Source organism: Glutamicibacter sp. MOO4, from assembly GCF_056934395.1.
The window spans coordinates 3347794-3362471 of the sequence record NZ_CM167800.1; the positions used below are offsets into that span (position 1 = coordinate 3347794).

The following is a 14678-nucleotide window of genomic DNA, read 5'->3' on the forward strand; positions in this document are numbered from 1 at the left end:
CTGTGGAAATTTCTCAGATGTTCATGCCGGTGCGCCGGGTGGAAGCTATCGACCCTCAGGCTCTAGAGGGAAATCAGCAATGGCCTTTTGTTCTTCCTCCGGTGCGTCAGCTTCTTCATGATGGTCTGGACCTAGGGCAGGTCACGATTCTTGTCGGCGAAAACGGTACAGGAAAGTCGACACTCGTTGAAGCATTGGCCATGGTCTATGGAATGAATGCTGAAGGTGGCTCCACGGGTGCTATGAACACAACGCGAGCCAGCGAATCGGAGCTATGGCAACAGCTAAAGCTTCAGCGCGGTGCGGCAGCTTCGCGCAAAGGATTCTTTCTGCGTGCTGAAACCATGCACAGTTTCTATACCTATCTTGAAGAATCGCGATTCAAAACAAGGTTGCACGAGCGAAGCCATGGCGAGTCCTTCCTTGATCTTGTAGAAGAGAGAATTCCCTATATCCAAGGACTATGGATCTTGGATGAGCCGGAATCAGCACTGTCTTTGGCAGGTTGTCTGCGGCTCATGAAGCTGCTTCGAACCATCCTTGATTCCGGGTCTCAGATAGTCATCTCAACTCACTCACCAATGCTTGCGGCGTTCCCAGGCGCGCGAATCTTGGAAGTCGGTGTGTGGGGATTGCGTGAGAGTGAATATGAGCAACTAGATCTTGTGCGTGGATGGCAAGAGTTTTTTGATGACCCGCAAAGTTGCTGGCGTTAAGGCGCGGTCTATAGAGCGTGCTTGGAAATGAAGTCCACAGTTGCACCGGCCAACCAAGCGCCATCCTGTGCCACCGTTCGTTGTGAACGCGCCACCTTGAATGAATGATTGCCGCCTTCGAACCAGGCCAGTTCCGTCGACTTATTTAGCTTCGCAACAACTGCTTCCATCTTTTCCGGGTTGGCAAACGGATCCTTGGTGCCTTCCAAAAACAGCATCGGAACTGCTAAGGGGTAGAGGTGCTCGTCGCGAAGCTTATCTTCCTTTTTAGGTGCGTGCAATGGGTAACCCAAGAAGATCAGAGCGTTCGACGGCATACCTTCGGCGACAGCCAATGAGGCCATACGTCCACCAAATGACTTGCCGGCAACAACCACTGGCAGACCGCCGGCTAAATGATCTTCAACCCATGAACGCACTTGATGCCAGACAGCGATGGCGGTAGGTGCCTTGTCTGGGAATTTCTTTCCTGCGTCCATATACGGGAAATTGAAACGCAGTACGCTGACGTCGAGATCAGCGACTGCTTGAGCGAACCCAGTCATGAACTCGTGGTCCTTGCCCGCACCAGAACCATGGGCCAAAATCATCAGGGCTTTAGCCTTCGATGCCGGCATCCACAGTGCGCTCAGCACAGAATCGTTAAAAGGAATCGACAGTTCTTGCGTCATAGATTTAAGCCTAGGGCGCGATGCGGATAGCGGCAGAATCTGTTGAGGCCGGGGTTCTAGCTCTATTGAATCCAGTCTTCACGATTGGCAGTGCCTGTATCCCCGCCGGACCTAGCGATGACGGTCAGCTTATCGACTTGCTCTCCGGCAGCAGCTTTGTCGTTGATCTTGATGATCATGTTTGAGGAGACGAAGCTTGAGGCAGGAGTGTCATAGGTTCCACCCATCCACGGACCGTCCTTGATGGTGACGACAAGTTCACCAAAGGCCGGTGACTCCACCTTATCTACGTAGGCATGTGGGTCATCCGGAAGGCAGCGGCGGTACACCTCTAAGGTGGTAATTTCTGCGTGGCACATGGATTCGTAAACGTCATTCATGCCCGAAAGCCACTGCGCGTATTTTTCTTTGGCCCAGGCTTTGCGGTCGTTGGGGTCTGCTCCGGTTCGGGCGCGGGAGTAGGTTCCGGAATTCTTGCCGTCCTCGGTGGCGAAAGTGATGCTTTCCAACTCCGGCGACTTCTCACCCACGCTCTCGAACATGATTAGGCCCATGAACCGGAGTTCATCCTCGCGGGTCTGGTAGCTTTCTTGCATTCCGTCCCGGTTGAAAATCATGCTGTTGTCTAACGAGATATTTATGACGCCCGGCTTTGGCGACTCCCATGAAGTCATCAAATTGTAGGGGTACGAGAATCCTTGAGTGGATTTGATGCCCGAATTGTCTTTCCACATCTTAATCTTGGAGTCCGCCCATGCCTGACCAGTCAAGGGTGCTGCAGTGGATTTAGTCGGAGACGGGGCGAGCGAATTTTCAGCAAGCTCGGTGTCAGCAGTTACCGCAGAGGCCGGGGCGTTAGCCGGGGCAGTTGCTGACTCTGAGGGTTCGGAAGAAGGTGTCGGGGCTTGGCTTGCGCTGCACCCTGTCATCAAAATGGCAACGAGAGACAAGGTCATGAAACTTCGGATGCGCAAGAGTAGCTCCTAGGAGAGTGATGAATTCCCAGTCTATTAGGGGACCTGCGCTCAAAGCTATCTATTTTAGAATCGCGCGAATACCCTGATTGGCCCAGATTTAAAATCTGCACCTTCAGTCAGCCCCATCGATTCATAAAACGCTCGTTGCCCTGGCTCATCATCGGTAATAAGCACAAACTGGCGAAGGTGTTTGTATCGGTCTTGAACGGCAGTAAATAGTTCCCTGCCGGCACCGCTGCGCTGGGCTTCTGGGTGAACCAAGATGTCTTGCACGTAGCAAATGGTCGCGTCATCGGAAATCGCCCGGGCTAAGCCGATGAGTTGGTGTTCCTTGTCGTAGGCGTAGACAAGAAAGTCAGAGTTTTTCAGTGCCGTGGCCAGTACGTCGGGGTGATCCGTATAGGCGCTCCACCCCACGGAGTTGTACAGAGCAATAACTTGCTCAGGGGAGGGGACCTTAGTGGTGGAGATTTCCATAGCGCAGTTGCTCTCATCGTGTCCAAGAATTGGGTTCACCCTAACACGCAGTAACTGAGCTCCCGCTAAAGATCAGTGCACACACAAAAGGGGGCTTGATACGCCGAAGCCAAAGCTCCGGCGTATCAAGCCCCCAACAGGCTAGTGCTTCCTAGTTATCGAAGTAGCTAGGTACCTGCTCGTTCTGTGCTGGCGGGGTGGGTGCATCCACCTTCTTGCGCACCACCAGCTTGTCCTGCGCGTAGTCCACCACGACGGTGTCACCGGCAGTCAGCGAATCATCGATGAGCAGATCGGCGATGGCGTCCTGCACCTTGCGCTGCACCAAGCGGCGCAGTGGGCGGGCACCAAACTCTGGATCGTAACCCTCAGAGGCTAGCCAATCCACGGCAGCATCACTGACTTCCAAAGCAAGTTCCTGATCCACCAGGTGCTTCTCGGTATCGGCGATGACCAGCTTGACGATCTGGCCGATCTCCGACTGCGAAAGCTTGGAGAAGAGCAGGACCTCGTCCAGACGGTTCAGAAACTCGGGGCGCATGAACTCGCGCACCTTGCTCATCACCTTGGCCCGGATCTCGCCGGCTTCACTGGCAGCCTTGGCCGAGGTGAAACCGAAGTTTCCGGCCTTGTTGGCCAGGTACTCGCCACCGAGGTTACTGGTCATCAGGATCAGCGTGTTCGAGAAGTCCACGGTGCGTCCGGCCGAATCGGTCAACCGTCCGTCATCAAGGACCTGCAGTAGTACGTTGAATACATCTGGGTGGGCCTTCTCGATCTCATCAAGCAGGATCACCGAGTACGGATTGCGGCGAACCTTCTCGGTGAGCTGCCCGGGCTCGTCGTGGCCAACGTATCCCGGAGGGGCACCGATCAGACGAGCAACGGTGTGCTTCTCGCCGTATTCGCTCATATCAACGCGGACCAGCGAGTCAGCCGAACCGAAGAGGTTGGTCGCCAGTGCCTTGGCCAGCTCGGTCTTGCCCACGCCGGTTGGGCCCAGGAACAAGAACGAACCAATTGGACGACCCGCAGGGGAGAGGCCAGTACGGTTTCGACGCACGGCGCGAGCCACGGCAGAGACCGCATCCTTCTGGCCGATCACCGAGGCGTGCAGGGATTCTTCCAGCGAAGCCAGACGCGACTTGTCGTCCCCGGTGATCCGCGAGGTAGGGATACCGGTGGAGCGGGCGATAACCTCAGAGATCTGAGCTTCGTCCACCACGCGGGTTACGCCCGCATCGCCGGCGGCCTCGGCGGTATGAATCCGAGTGGTCAGCTCCGCTATATGATCGCGCCAGGCGCTGGCGTCCTCATAACGTTCCTCGCCAATGGCGCGGGACTTTTCGCGTTCCGCTTCCATCAGATCGGTGCGCAGGGACTGCACGTCCTCGGTATCTCCGGCGGCGATTGAGCGTCGTGCACCGGCGATATCGATCAGGTCGATGGCCTTATCTGGCAGCTGGCGGTCGGTGAGGTACCTCGCCGAGAGTGATACCGCGGCCTTCAGCGCTGCTGGGGTGTACTGCACCTGGTGGTGATCTTCGTAGGATTCACGCAGACCTTCGAGGATGGCCAAGCTGACTTCCTGCGATGGCTCATCCACGGTGACCTTGCCGAAGCGGCGGGCCAACGCGCTGTCCTTCTCTACCTTGCGGAATTCGTCCAGCGTGGTGGCACCGATCAGGTGCAGCTCACCGCGTGCCAAACGAGGCTTGAGGATATTAGCTGCATCCATATTGCCCGACTCTCCGGAGCCAGCGCCGACCAGCAGGTGCATCTCATCGATGAACACCAAGATCTGACCTTCCGAGTCGGCAATCTCTTCAAGCAGGCCGGTGAGGCGTTGCTCAAAGTCACCGCGGTAGCGGGTGCCGGCGAGCATGCCGGGTAGGTCGATAGAGATGAGTCGGGCGCCACGGATCTGTTCTGGAACCTGGTCATCTACGATGGCGCGAGCCAGGCCTTCAGCGATGGCGGTTTTACCCACGCCGGCTTCACCGATCAATACCGGGTTGTTCTTGGTGCGACGAGCCAGGATCTCAACTACCTGATCCAGTTCGTCATCGCGACCAATGACCGGGTCAATCTGTCCGTCGGCAGCCAGGGCGGTCAAGTCAGTTCCGAAGCGCTCCAACATGGATGCATCGGACTCTTCCTGCCCCTGGTCGCCTCCGCCGTTCTGGGCGCGCTGGGCTTGCTCCATGGCAGCCTGCTGGAGTGACTGGCCGGTGATGCCGTGCTGTGCCAACAGGTTGCTGACCGGCGATTCCGGGTTGAAGACAAAGGCAAGGAACAGGTGGTCCGGGTCAATGTAGGTGGAACCGTAGTTGCGGGCCACCTGGTAGGCGTCGAAGAGACTGCGCTGAGCGGCCGAGGAAAGGCGTGTTGGCTTCTCTCCGGACTCTTGGCTCTTTGGCATGTGCGCAATTGCGTCCTTGCCGAGGGCTTCGATGTCGATGCCCATGGCGGTCAGGTGTTCGCCAACTGGTTCGGTGCGCAGAAGCGCGGTGAGCAAGTGCAATGAGTCAATCTCATCGTGGCCGTGCTCCTGGGAGATTGCTGCCGCGGTAGCTACTGCCTCGTGGGTACGGGTGGAAAGTAGGCGGGTGATGTCGATCGGACGTGCTGCCTGAGCCCGTGAAGAGAGGAACCGTGAGAGGAATTCCTCGAACGAGCCGTCAGATGGTGCACCAAAAAATGCTGGCAAGTGAGCCTCCTAGTAGAAACTTGAGCGGTCTATGCTCATGTTCAACGCATAGGACCTCAAGATATTCCCGCATGATCCAAAATTCCTTTTTTAGCACACGAGCTCACACCCTTCGAGGTGCTTCGGAGGGGAAGTACTTAATCCTTCGGGATTTCAACAATCCCCAGTCGCGCAGCAGCTATCAGGGCCTGAACGCGGTCGCGGACTGAGAGCTTGACGAAGATTTTTGCCATGTGTGTCTTGACCGTGGTCTCGGTGATGCCGAGGGTTTTGGAGATTTCAACATTATTAAATCCCTGAGCAAGGAGTTTTAGAATCTGGATTTCTCTACTGGTTATGCCCAGATCATCAATGAGATCTTCGACCTGTTGAGAATTATCCGTATGTGCTTTGCGCACCGCGGAAATCAGGTCGGCTGAAACCGAGCGGGAAATGACCGCAGTGCCGTGATGAACTGCGTGCACGGCATTAATTATTTCTCCCGGTTCTGAATCCTTAACTAAATAGCCGCTGGCGCCTGCGGTAAGTACAGGCACTAAATACTCATCCGAGGAAAATGCCGTAATTGCAAGGACTGCGGGGCTGTCTATGCGAGATTTAATGGCGCGAGTCGCGCTAACCCCGTCCATGATTGGCATCTGTAAGTCCATCAAAACAACGTCAACTTCGTTTGCCACGCAATAGTCGGCTGCCTGCTGTCCATTTTCTGCAAAAAATACGGTTACAAGCCCAGAATCCGTTGATAGGATTGTCCCCAACGCATGCCGAATTAGTGGCTCATCATCAGCGATTAGGACCTTTATTTGTTCCATCTGTTTCCTTAGCGTCGATGCTGCAAGCTCCAAACGGGTGCTCACTTGAAAGTATATAAGTTGTCGAGATGTGGAGTTTGTTATGAAGGCTTTGAAGATGATGGCCGTTGCCGCATTGGCATTGGCACCGTTAACCGCAGTGGCTGCTCCCGCATCAGCGGCGCAGAGTCAGTCAATCGGCTCCGGATCAGTTGCAACCCCAGCCGGATGGGGTGCAGACTTTTCGAAGTGGATATGCATTCACTACGGCGTAGGTTGCGAATAAGCTATTTGACTTGAACGCTGTCGCCGTGAATTATTCGGCATATGAGTGAACGACTAAAAGGCACCCTGACCAAGCACCTCGCTGGCCGGGGTGTCATTATTTGGGTGGGGATCGCTGTCCTTGTTCTCCTGTCGGGCAGTGAGTCCGTCACCCTCTTTAGGGACGGTTTTAGTCGAGCGTCACAAACAACCATCTTGGGAGCCCTCGTAGGGCTCGTGCTTTGCGTGGTGCTGGCTATCGGTCTTCGATGGGTCGCAGCGTCCCTCGGACTGTTTATTGCCGTTGCCTTCTTCTTCCTCAACGAGAGCTTCCTATTCTTCTTCACCTTCACTGCGTTTATGATTTTTGCGGCGCTGGCAGCAACTGTTGATGCACGAAGTGTTCGAGGATTGTTCCTCACGCTATCGGCGGCCTGGATGGTTCTGTTTGCTATCCAAGCCCATCAGGACGCCATATTGCTCGTCGCGCTGGTGCCGTTGACTGCCCTGTCCTACTTTGTAACGCGCAGTATCTATTCATTGCGAGAGAAGAATGATCACGCTGTTGATCAGATGCAAAAGGCTCGGGAACAGACGCGTATAGCCATAGACAGAGAACGTAAAAACATCGCCCGCGATATGCATGACATCGTTGCTCATGACATCACTATCGTCGCGATGCAGTCAAAGGCGGCCAAGTTCGCCAACGACGGGCAGGCCGCGCTAGAGGCACTCGATATCATCGCTAAGCTCAGTACCGAAACCTTGCATGACTTGCGACTGATGCTCAACGTCCTACGGGCCGATGGCACCATGTCCACAGAAGGCAGTGCCAACTTTGATAAGCCGGCTGCAACTACTGTCAATGCGCTTCAGGGAGCAGAACTTTTTGCTCAACGGCTCAAAGATGCCAACTTTAGAGTGACCTCGACCACGGATGAAAAAATCTCCGAACTGCCTCGTTCTGCGCAAACTGCGATCTATCGTGTGATGCAAGAAGGTACAACGAATGTCATAAAGCACGGTGTCCCGGGTGGTCACTGTTCATTAGAATTGCTTTCAAACGGCACCGAAGCCTCACTAGAAATCACTAATCAGGTGGGTGTTTCCGGTAGGAAAGTGAAGGGGCTACCAGCGGGCGGAAGTGGCCTCATTGGTATGGCCGACAGGATGCGTGCCTTTGGTGGAAAGTTCTCAACCAGCCAAGAGCAAGGTGTTTGGACCCTTCGCGCCAGCATTCCGTTCTAGGCCTTACCCTCCTACTAAAGTATGATTTCGATTTTTCGCTGAACACGATAGGTTAGATATGTATCGGTGAAGACCGATCACCGAGAAGGTACTTGGTGGTGTTTTGCGAGTGGCATCATCAAGGACCAGAGGGTGATTAAAAGGTACGTTGCATTGTGTGAACAGACTGATCTTTCATCGGCATTGCGCCCCCATCGCGTGCCGTTGTCTGTCGGCAATGCGACGTACCTTTTATAACTTCAGGTTTCCGTTCTTACGGAGACAGTAGGACGCCGATACATGCGAGCTTAAGTAGAAAGCGACGGATCCGGGATTTTCTCCCGGATCCGTCGCTTTTGTTCTGCGCCGACTATGCCTCTGAATCGTTAGAGTCGGAGTCGGTTTTCAGGACATGCTCGGAGACCTTGCCCAGTGCGCGTTCCAACGAGGAGCGCAGCACAATCGGAACGGTGATTTCCTCAGTGATCTGAACCAGACCCTCGCGCTCAAAGACACGAAGTAGCGATTCCACCTGAGGAACAACTTCTTCGAGGCTAGGAATCAAGTGGTGCTGCTCTTCGGGCAGATCCTCTTTGGTAGGAATCTGCAGCGCAAATTCAGTACGGACGGTGTTTGTCGAGGCAGCATTACTCAGCACCCCAGCAACCATCTCGGCGATCTGTGCCTGGCCCGGCTTTTCAAGAGTATTGATCAGAATGTGCGAGTAGAGCACCTCAGCGATCAGTTCCTTGATCAAGCGTGACCCTGCACCGCTGGTGGCGAGCAATGCTTCACTCAGTGATTCGGTAGGTGTCGCATTAGGTGCCTGATAGCGCAACAATGCGGTTCCGATTAGTGCATCCCAATAGGCCGAAAGGCGAGGGATGTCAGCCAGCGATGGAACGCTGGTTCCGTCTTCTGGTTCCCACTCAGGGTGCTCAATAGCCTCGGCGCTTTCGTCGACCTTGATGAACATTCCCAGTGCCTGGGCTGCATCTTGCAAGGTTTCTCCGGTGAGAACGCCAGCTGGTGTAGTTGGCTTACCTTCACCGACCCAGCCGATAAGTTCGCGGGCAGCAAAGACAAATGGCATTGATTCGAAGGCTCCGTTGGCCTCGTCGTCTTCAAGGTAAGGGGCGACGATTGGTGAATCACCAGCCATACGGGAGAGGAACTCGAAGGTCTGCTTGAAGTCTTCTACGCTGCCACCAAAGTTTGCAGTGGTGCCCAAGAAGGTTAGGTAGTGCTTGAGGATCGCAGCGCTGGCTTCTGAGACTTGATTGCCCAGCGAGGAAAGGTGGCCGAGCTGCTCGCCAAGAACAGTTGGATCCAGCGACTGGACGTCAATACTCTTGCGCAACTGCGCATGCACGGTCAGTAGCGTCGTGAGTCCTTCGAGCGCAGCGCGTGTTTCGCTGGCGGGGTGTCCGTCTTCTTGGAAGTGGCGGAACAGCTGGGACTTAAAAGGCTGTAAAGCTTGGCGCACTTCAGTTTCAAAAGGTACGGAGCTCGCCCCGGACTGACGAGCCGGATGACCCTGTGCGGTTTTCTTCTTGGCTGGTTTTCGTGAGGCCATGTGTGTGGTGGTGATCCTTTAAAACGGCTTGTCGAGAAAGATGATTATTTGCTTACTTTCAGTGTACGCAGAGCACAGATAGAGCGAACGTCTTGTGAGGGGTCTAACGCTTTCCGACGGGGTAAAAATGATCTAGTCGAGGGAAGTGCCGTAGAAAAGACGGTGTAGAGCAAGGATTTCCGCAAAAAATACAGATCACAGGGGAGTGTGGTGGCGCTCACCGTTGAATCCTCAGAACTCGTTGAAATTCTGCCTGGATCGCGCGACAGTGAACACATACAACCTCGCATTATGGGGCCAACGAGTTTCTAGGAGAGTGGATCATGGCTGGGATGACTGCGCCAGATCATGTAGTCGTTGTCGGTGCCGGATTTATCGGATTGTCGACTGCTTGGTATCTCCAAGACGCTGGCGTCAAGGTCACGGTAGTAGATCGTGGCGGGGTTGCCTCGGGGTCCTCGTGGGGTAACGCTGGTTGGTTGACCCCAGCTCTCACTCTGCCCATCGCAGAGCCATCAATCTTCTCCAATGGACTGAAGATGATGCTGGATCCAACGTCTCCGCTTTATATCCCGCTGAGCGCTGATGCCAAACTACTGCGCTTCTTGATCGGCTTCGCCTGGCACTCAATGCCCAAGCGATGGGAAGATGCCATGCGGGTCTTCTCGGAAATCGGAGTCACCGGACTTGATGCCTTTGACGAAATCTCTCAGCACACGGCCGCTGGCCCAGGAGTAGCGGAGCATTCCAAGGCGGCCGATCCATTCTTGACTGGTTTTACTTCGCTCAAGGACCGGGACGCGCTGCTGCACGAGTTTGAGATGATCGAAAAAACCGGTGGCACTGTCGACTTTGAGCTGCTCTCCGGGGATCAGCTGCGCGGCATTGAGCCGACCCTTTCGGATCGCGTCGCCGCCGGCGTAGCAATCAAGAATCAGCGCTATATCAACCCGCCAAAGTTCATTGCTTCTCTCGCTGAGTCTGTGGTTGCACGCGGTGGTGACATTATCGGTGCCTTTAATGTCACCGATATTCGCGACAACAAGAACTCGGTGACGGTTATTGGTTCAGAAGGACGGGCCATCACGGCGGACCACGTAGTTCTTGCTACCGGTGCGTGGATGACTGACATGGCTCAAAAGTTCGGCGTCAACGTTGTGGTTCAGGCTGGACGAGGTTATTCGTTCACCGTGGAGCCGGAACATATGCCAACGCACCCCATTTATTTCCCAACTCAGCGCGTAGCCTGCACCCCACTGGGGGATCGCTTCCGGATCGCCGGCACCATGGAATTCCGGGACGTCAACCACAAACTGGAGCCAAAGCGCATCGAAGCCATCGTGGCCGCTGCTACTCCGGTGTACAAGGGGATCAACTGGGAGAACCGCAAGGAAGAGTGGGTTGGTGGGCGTCCATGCACCGCTGACGGGTTGCCGTTGGTTGGCCAAACGCGTTCCCCGCGGATTTCTGTCGGCGGTGGCCATGGAATGTGGGGCGTAGCCCTTGGTCCATTGACGGGAAAAATCTTGGCTGCCCAAATCACCGGTCAAGAAGTCCCCACTATCGCACGTCACTTCAATCCGCTGCGTAAAGGGTTCTAGAGCTGAGCAATTTGAACCAGCCGGATTCTCACGGAGGTAGGAGGGTTGAAGGGACTCCGCACAATCAAGCAAGGTGCTCATCAGATTGCCGAGTGAACCGCCGGGCCTAGGCATGCCGGGTGGAAGTGCCCGATAACATCTGACGGTAGCCCTCGACGTAACTAGGGAATTGAAGGGACAACCCGCTGTCCAACAGCCGGGTGTTGTCCAAGCGCCGGTCGCCAGCACGTCGTTCGGCCGGAGGTGCCTCATGTTCAGGCTGCTCTAGACCTAGTTCGTTGGCTAGGAATTCGTAGACCTCTGCCAGCTGGGCAGGAGTATTGTCCGTGGCCAAGTACAGGTCGGCTACCTGATCATCTAAGCCGGCTACATGGACAATGGCGGCGGCTAGATCATCGCGGTGTATTCGGTTGGTCCAGTGTGAACCGTGTGGGATTCGGGCGCTGCCCGAGGTCACCAGGTCTATCAGTCGGTTACGTCCCGGGCCGTAAATTCCCGAGGCGCGCAAGATTGTCACCGGCAGTCCACTCTCGGTGAGCGCTGCCTCGGTGCGGGCCAAGACCTTTGCCGTATCGCGGGTGGCAACTACGGGTGCCTGCTCGTTAACCCACTGGCCATCTTCACCGCCCATCACGGCAGTGGAGGAGATGTAAATCAGTCGGCGCAGCTTTGGTGCCTGGCTACGAAGCCGAGCGCTGAGTTCTTGAGCCACCTGCAAATAGCTGCGCTCATATCCTTGTGCGTCGCGGGTTACCGGAACCGGGGTGAGCACTACGACCTCGGTATCTGGATCTACCACTGGCCAACGGTTGGGATCGAGTAAGTCGACATCCGTTCCGGCGAACTCTTCTGGAAGCTTGTTACTGTTGCGGCGCCATCCTGTGACGTGGTGTCCCTTGGCGTGGAAGCGTAACCCTGCTTCGGTGGCGACGTCGCCGCAGCTGACCAGTAATACCTTCACAATGCTCCCTCGGACTTGTTTCTCTTCTCTCTAGAATAGAACCAATTACCGTGACGGAAAGTTTCCGTCAGTGATAGAGACCGCGCTAAACATGCACGAGGAGGTCACTGTACTGATGAATCAGTCGGTGCTTTGTCGGCTGTTTGTTGCTGTCGCTTTCTTCTCACTTTTGGGTGAGGGCATGGCCGTTTTTGCCTTGACCCTTGAAGCCGCAGACCAGCTGGGTTCGTGGGCAGTGACCGCACTGTTCTTAGGTGGGCTGTTACCTCCGGTGCTTGTCGCGAGCTTAGTGGGCCGATGGGTGGATAGTTCGTCGTTATGGCGCGTGTGGATTATTAACCTTTGCGTCCACGTATTGATCTTCGCGGTATTGGCGCAGGCAGAAAACATGATTCTTTGTTTGGCTCTCATGCCAGTGGCCAGTATTTGCGCGGTGATTAATGGTTCAGTGATCTTCAAGATTGTTCCGCGAATTCGTGGCAGCTTTAGCTTGTCCAGGGCTGGCAGCTTTCTTGTGGTCGCCACGTCCCTGTCTGGAATCATCGCTCCGGCAGTTGCTTCATGGTTGTCAGCGCATGCGGGTTTCGGCACGGTTCTTTGGTGCGGGGCCGTTGGGTTCGCATTGCTCAGCATCGCAGCTATCTTGATGCGTTGGACTCTACGTGAGACTGCGCTGGGCGAACCGCAGCCCGAAAACCAAGACCGGCTGAAGCGGACTACAAGTAGTCCGGTTCTGTTTCAGAACCGTTGGTTGCGGATTCTGTTGATACCTGTGGCGGCCATTGTTTTGTTCACCTCGGCCGAGGGCGTAGCAGGAGTTTTCTATCTGAGAGATATCACCGCCGATGATACGGGGTATGCACTGTTGCTGGGCGCTTGGTCATTAGGTGCGGTGGCAGGGGCACTGATGGGTGGCAACTCGTGGTTCGACTCGCGCGGATCAGTACCCACACTTTTCGGGGGAGCGCTTGTAGGTATGGCGATACTTGTGGAGGGACTTTGGCCAAATGCCACGGCATTGCTGATTATTTTCCTTGTCGGGGGACTAGGCAACGGCCTGCGCAATACCGGGGTGCGAACCGCCATCTATGAGCACGTTCCGCAAGCACGCCACGGAAGTGCGTGGGCTCAATTGCGCATGCTCATTAACGCCATGGTGGCGTTGGGATATCTCTTGGGAACGCCGGGATTGATAATGAATTCTGCTCAAATGATCATTATTCTTGCCGGCGCAGGGACCGCGCTGTCCGTGGTTGTGGCGCTAGTTTTGTCCCGAAAAACTGCGACGCACAATGCCGCGCGGGCAGCGGAATTAAACTAGCGGTTTTTGCTCTAGGGTTAATAGCAGGCGCAAAAGTAGAATGGGCGCAGCCTGGCATCGAGGACGATTGCCATTCTGTCCTTAAATTCGAAATGGTGTCGACAGATTTCTATTACTGCTCTCTGGTGCTTCGGTAACCGGATTGCCAGATCCACCAACGCTAGGGTGAAGATTTATCCGTTCCTCAATCATCAGACCAGTCAGGCGATCAACGGCCATCCTAGAAATAGTGATGGTCTTGCTACTGGTCTGGACGTTGATCACCATCGAACCTACTGGCTGGGATCTGTCTGTATACCGCGAAGGTGCGCTGACTCTTCTGCGCGAACCGCAGAATCTATATGGGCCATTTGTCGGTCCGATTAATGCGCCCGGATTGCCCTTCACTTATCCAACGTTTGCGGCAATCATGTTCCTGCCAATGGCCGTCTTCCCCTACTGGGTTTCAGTAGCAGTGACCATGGTGGCTTCTATTGTCTTGACCTTCTTTGTTGGCAAGGATCTGGCTCTGCGGATAGCGCGGCGTTGGCCGCAGCTGGGGCGATGGGTTACGCCGCTGACCTTGACCAGCCTGATGCTGATCTCCGGTCCCTTCAGGGACACCATTTGGTTTGGTCAGATCAACATTCTGATCCTCGGCGCTTGTTATCTGGCGCTAGTTAATTCGAAGTCAATGACTCCGTTTGTTATTGCCGTGGGCATTTGCGCCGGAATTAAGCTCACACCTATAGCCCTGCTGATTCTCCCGTTGGCCATGCGTAAATGGCGTGCAGTGATTACCGGAACCTTAGTCTTCTTGGGCACTCAGTTGGTCGGGCTGATCTTCCAGTGGCGCAACACCCTAGACTACTGGTTCGACGTCGTGCGTGATCCTTCGCGCGTCGGAGACGTTGGCTATATCGACAACATTTCGCTTCAAGGATTACTGACTCGCTTGGGCGCGGGTTCGCTGATCTGGTTTGTCCTAGCGCTCGCCGTGGGCCTGGCATTCATCGCTCTTCTTTACCGGCTTCACGACAAGGTTGAGCCGGTGGTGCTTCTGGGCGTAGCGGCGACCTGCCCCTTGCTGGTATCTCCAGTGAGCTGGTCACACCACTGGGTGTGGGGACCAGTCATGGCCTACGCCTGGGTTGTGGTTGCCATGCGGCTGAAGGCTTGGCCACGACGGATCATGTTGCTGGTGGTTGTGTTCTTTAGCGTGGAACTGATGCTGTCAGCAAAGTGGGCCATCCGCCTCTTTGGCATCCACCCGGATCATGAATTGGCATCGTGGTGGTATATCTGGCCTGCGGTCCCCGTTGTAGGCATGCTCATTTGCCTCGTTACTGCCCTAGTAGCGAAGCCTCAGGAAATAGCAGAAACCAACTAGCATGAAGCACTCCGCGC

13 protein-coding genes are annotated in these 14678 nt (G+C 55.2%); 6 read left to right on the forward strand and 7 right to left on the reverse strand.

Going from position 1 to position 14678, the window contains the following annotated elements:
- The first annotated feature begins 2 nt into the window (after nt 1-2).
- Complete coding sequence (locus AC1Z3F_RS15665) at nt 3-716, forward strand: AAA family ATPase (RefSeq protein WP_315973741.1); 714 nt, start codon at nt 3-5, stop codon at nt 714-716.
- Nucleotides 717-724: 8 nt separating this feature from the next.
- Here the strand turns inward: AC1Z3F_RS15665 and AC1Z3F_RS15670 are convergent, their stop codons facing one another.
- A complete protein-coding gene (locus tag AC1Z3F_RS15670; RefSeq protein WP_131090514.1) occupies nt 725-1387 on the reverse strand; it encodes an alpha/beta hydrolase family protein in 663 nt (220 codons plus the stop codon).
- 62 nt (nt 1388-1449) lie between these two features.
- Nucleotides 1450-2004 (reverse strand): hypothetical protein, encoded by a 555-nt coding sequence (locus AC1Z3F_RS15675; protein ID WP_207306532.1) that lies wholly within the window; start codon nt 2002-2004, stop codon nt 1450-1452.
- Between the two features lie 163 nt (nt 2005-2167).
- On the opposite strand from AC1Z3F_RS15675, the gene AC1Z3F_RS15680 reads away from it, so the two are divergent.
- A complete protein-coding gene (locus tag AC1Z3F_RS15680; RefSeq protein ID WP_165477385.1) occupies nt 2168-2374 on the forward strand; it encodes a hypothetical protein in 207 nt (68 codons plus the stop codon).
- A gap of 53 nt (nt 2375-2427) precedes the next feature.
- On the opposite strand, the gene AC1Z3F_RS15685 is transcribed toward AC1Z3F_RS15680, so the two are convergent.
- The 3 genes from AC1Z3F_RS15685 to AC1Z3F_RS15695 all read right to left on the reverse strand — a co-directional run bounded on the left by AC1Z3F_RS15685 (nt 2428) and on the right by AC1Z3F_RS15695 (nt 6363).
- Entirely contained in the window at nt 2428-2841 is a 414-nt protein-coding gene (locus tag AC1Z3F_RS15685; RefSeq protein WP_131090683.1) for a GNAT family N-acetyltransferase, read from the reverse strand.
- A gap of 151 nt (nt 2842-2992) precedes the next feature.
- On the reverse strand, nt 2993-5551 hold the full coding sequence (locus AC1Z3F_RS15690) for an ATP-dependent Clp protease ATP-binding subunit (protein ID WP_131090513.1): 2559 nt from the start codon (nt 5549-5551) through the stop codon (nt 2993-2995).
- 137 nt (nt 5552-5688) lie between these two features.
- Complete coding sequence (locus AC1Z3F_RS15695; protein ID WP_131090682.1) at nt 5689-6363, reverse strand: response regulator; 675 nt, start codon at nt 6361-6363, stop codon at nt 5689-5691.
- A 306-nt stretch (nt 6364-6669) separates the two neighbouring features.
- On the opposite strand from AC1Z3F_RS15695, the gene AC1Z3F_RS15700 reads away from it, so the two are divergent.
- Nucleotides 6670-7854, forward strand: coding sequence for a sensor histidine kinase (locus AC1Z3F_RS15700; RefSeq protein WP_483566197.1), 1185 nt, complete (start codon nt 6670-6672; stop codon nt 7852-7854).
- 349 nt (nt 7855-8203) lie between these two features.
- Here AC1Z3F_RS15700 and AC1Z3F_RS15705 read toward each other — a convergent pair whose 3' ends face one another.
- Nucleotides 8204-9409: a hypothetical protein gene (locus AC1Z3F_RS15705; protein ID WP_483566198.1), complete on the reverse strand. Its 1206-nt coding sequence runs from the start codon at nt 9407-9409 to the stop codon at nt 8204-8206.
- 323 nt (nt 9410-9732) lie between these two features.
- Between AC1Z3F_RS15705 and AC1Z3F_RS15710 the strand changes: the two genes are divergently transcribed.
- Nucleotides 9733-11010: an NAD(P)/FAD-dependent oxidoreductase gene (locus tag AC1Z3F_RS15710; protein WP_483566199.1), complete on the forward strand. Its 1278-nt coding sequence runs from the start codon at nt 9733-9735 to the stop codon at nt 11008-11010.
- Between the two features lie 106 nt (nt 11011-11116).
- Here AC1Z3F_RS15710 and AC1Z3F_RS15715 read toward each other — a convergent pair whose 3' ends face one another.
- Nucleotides 11117-11971 (reverse strand): NAD-dependent epimerase/dehydratase family protein, encoded by an 855-nt coding sequence (locus tag AC1Z3F_RS15715; RefSeq protein ID WP_483566200.1) that lies wholly within the window; start codon nt 11969-11971, stop codon nt 11117-11119.
- Nucleotides 11972-12086: 115 nt separating this feature from the next.
- Here AC1Z3F_RS15715 and AC1Z3F_RS15720 point away from each other — a divergent pair, with 115 nt between their 5' ends.
- Both AC1Z3F_RS15720 and AC1Z3F_RS15725 read left to right on the forward strand, forming a co-directional pair.
- The gene (locus AC1Z3F_RS15720; RefSeq protein WP_483566201.1) at nt 12087-13292 is read left to right on the forward strand and encodes an MFS transporter; all 1206 of its coding nucleotides are present in this window, start codon (nt 12087-12089) and stop codon (nt 13290-13292) included.
- 232 nt (nt 13293-13524) lie between these two features.
- Complete coding sequence (locus tag AC1Z3F_RS15725; protein ID WP_444612630.1) at nt 13525-14661, forward strand: glycosyltransferase 87 family protein; 1137 nt, start codon at nt 13525-13527, stop codon at nt 14659-14661.
- Nucleotides 14662-14678 lie beyond the last annotated feature (17 nt).

What these genes read in the sequence shown, in the direction of transcription:
- AC1Z3F_RS15670 (WP_131090514.1), bottom strand. Translation starts at nt 1,387, where the DNA reads ATGACGCAAGAACTGTCGATTCCTTTTAACGATTCTGTGCTGAGCGCA.
- AC1Z3F_RS15675 (WP_207306532.1), bottom strand. Translation starts at nt 2,004, where the DNA reads ATGATTTTCAACCGGGACGGAATGCAAGAAAGCTACCAGACCCGCGAG.
- AC1Z3F_RS15685 (WP_131090683.1), bottom strand. Translation starts at nt 2,841, where the DNA reads ATGGAAATCTCCACCACTAAGGTCCCCTCCCCTGAGCAAGTTATTGCT.
- AC1Z3F_RS15695 (WP_131090682.1), bottom strand. Translation starts at nt 6,363, where the DNA reads ATGGAACAAATAAAGGTCCTAATCGCTGATGATGAGCCACTAATTCGG.
- AC1Z3F_RS15700 (WP_483566197.1), top strand. Translation starts at nt 6,670, where the DNA reads ATGAGTGAACGACTAAAAGGCACCCTGACCAAGCACCTCGCTGGCCGG.
- AC1Z3F_RS15705 (WP_483566198.1), bottom strand. Translation starts at nt 9,409, where the DNA reads ATGGCCTCACGAAAACCAGCCAAGAAGAAAACCGCACAGGGTCATCCG.
- AC1Z3F_RS15710 (WP_483566199.1), top strand. Translation starts at nt 9,733, where the DNA reads ATGGCTGGGATGACTGCGCCAGATCATGTAGTCGTTGTCGGTGCCGGA.
- AC1Z3F_RS15720 (WP_483566201.1), top strand. Translation starts at nt 12,087, where the DNA reads ATGAATCAGTCGGTGCTTTGTCGGCTGTTTGTTGCTGTCGCTTTCTTC.
- AC1Z3F_RS15725 (WP_444612630.1), top strand. Translation starts at nt 13,525, where the DNA reads ATGGTCTTGCTACTGGTCTGGACGTTGATCACCATCGAACCTACTGGC.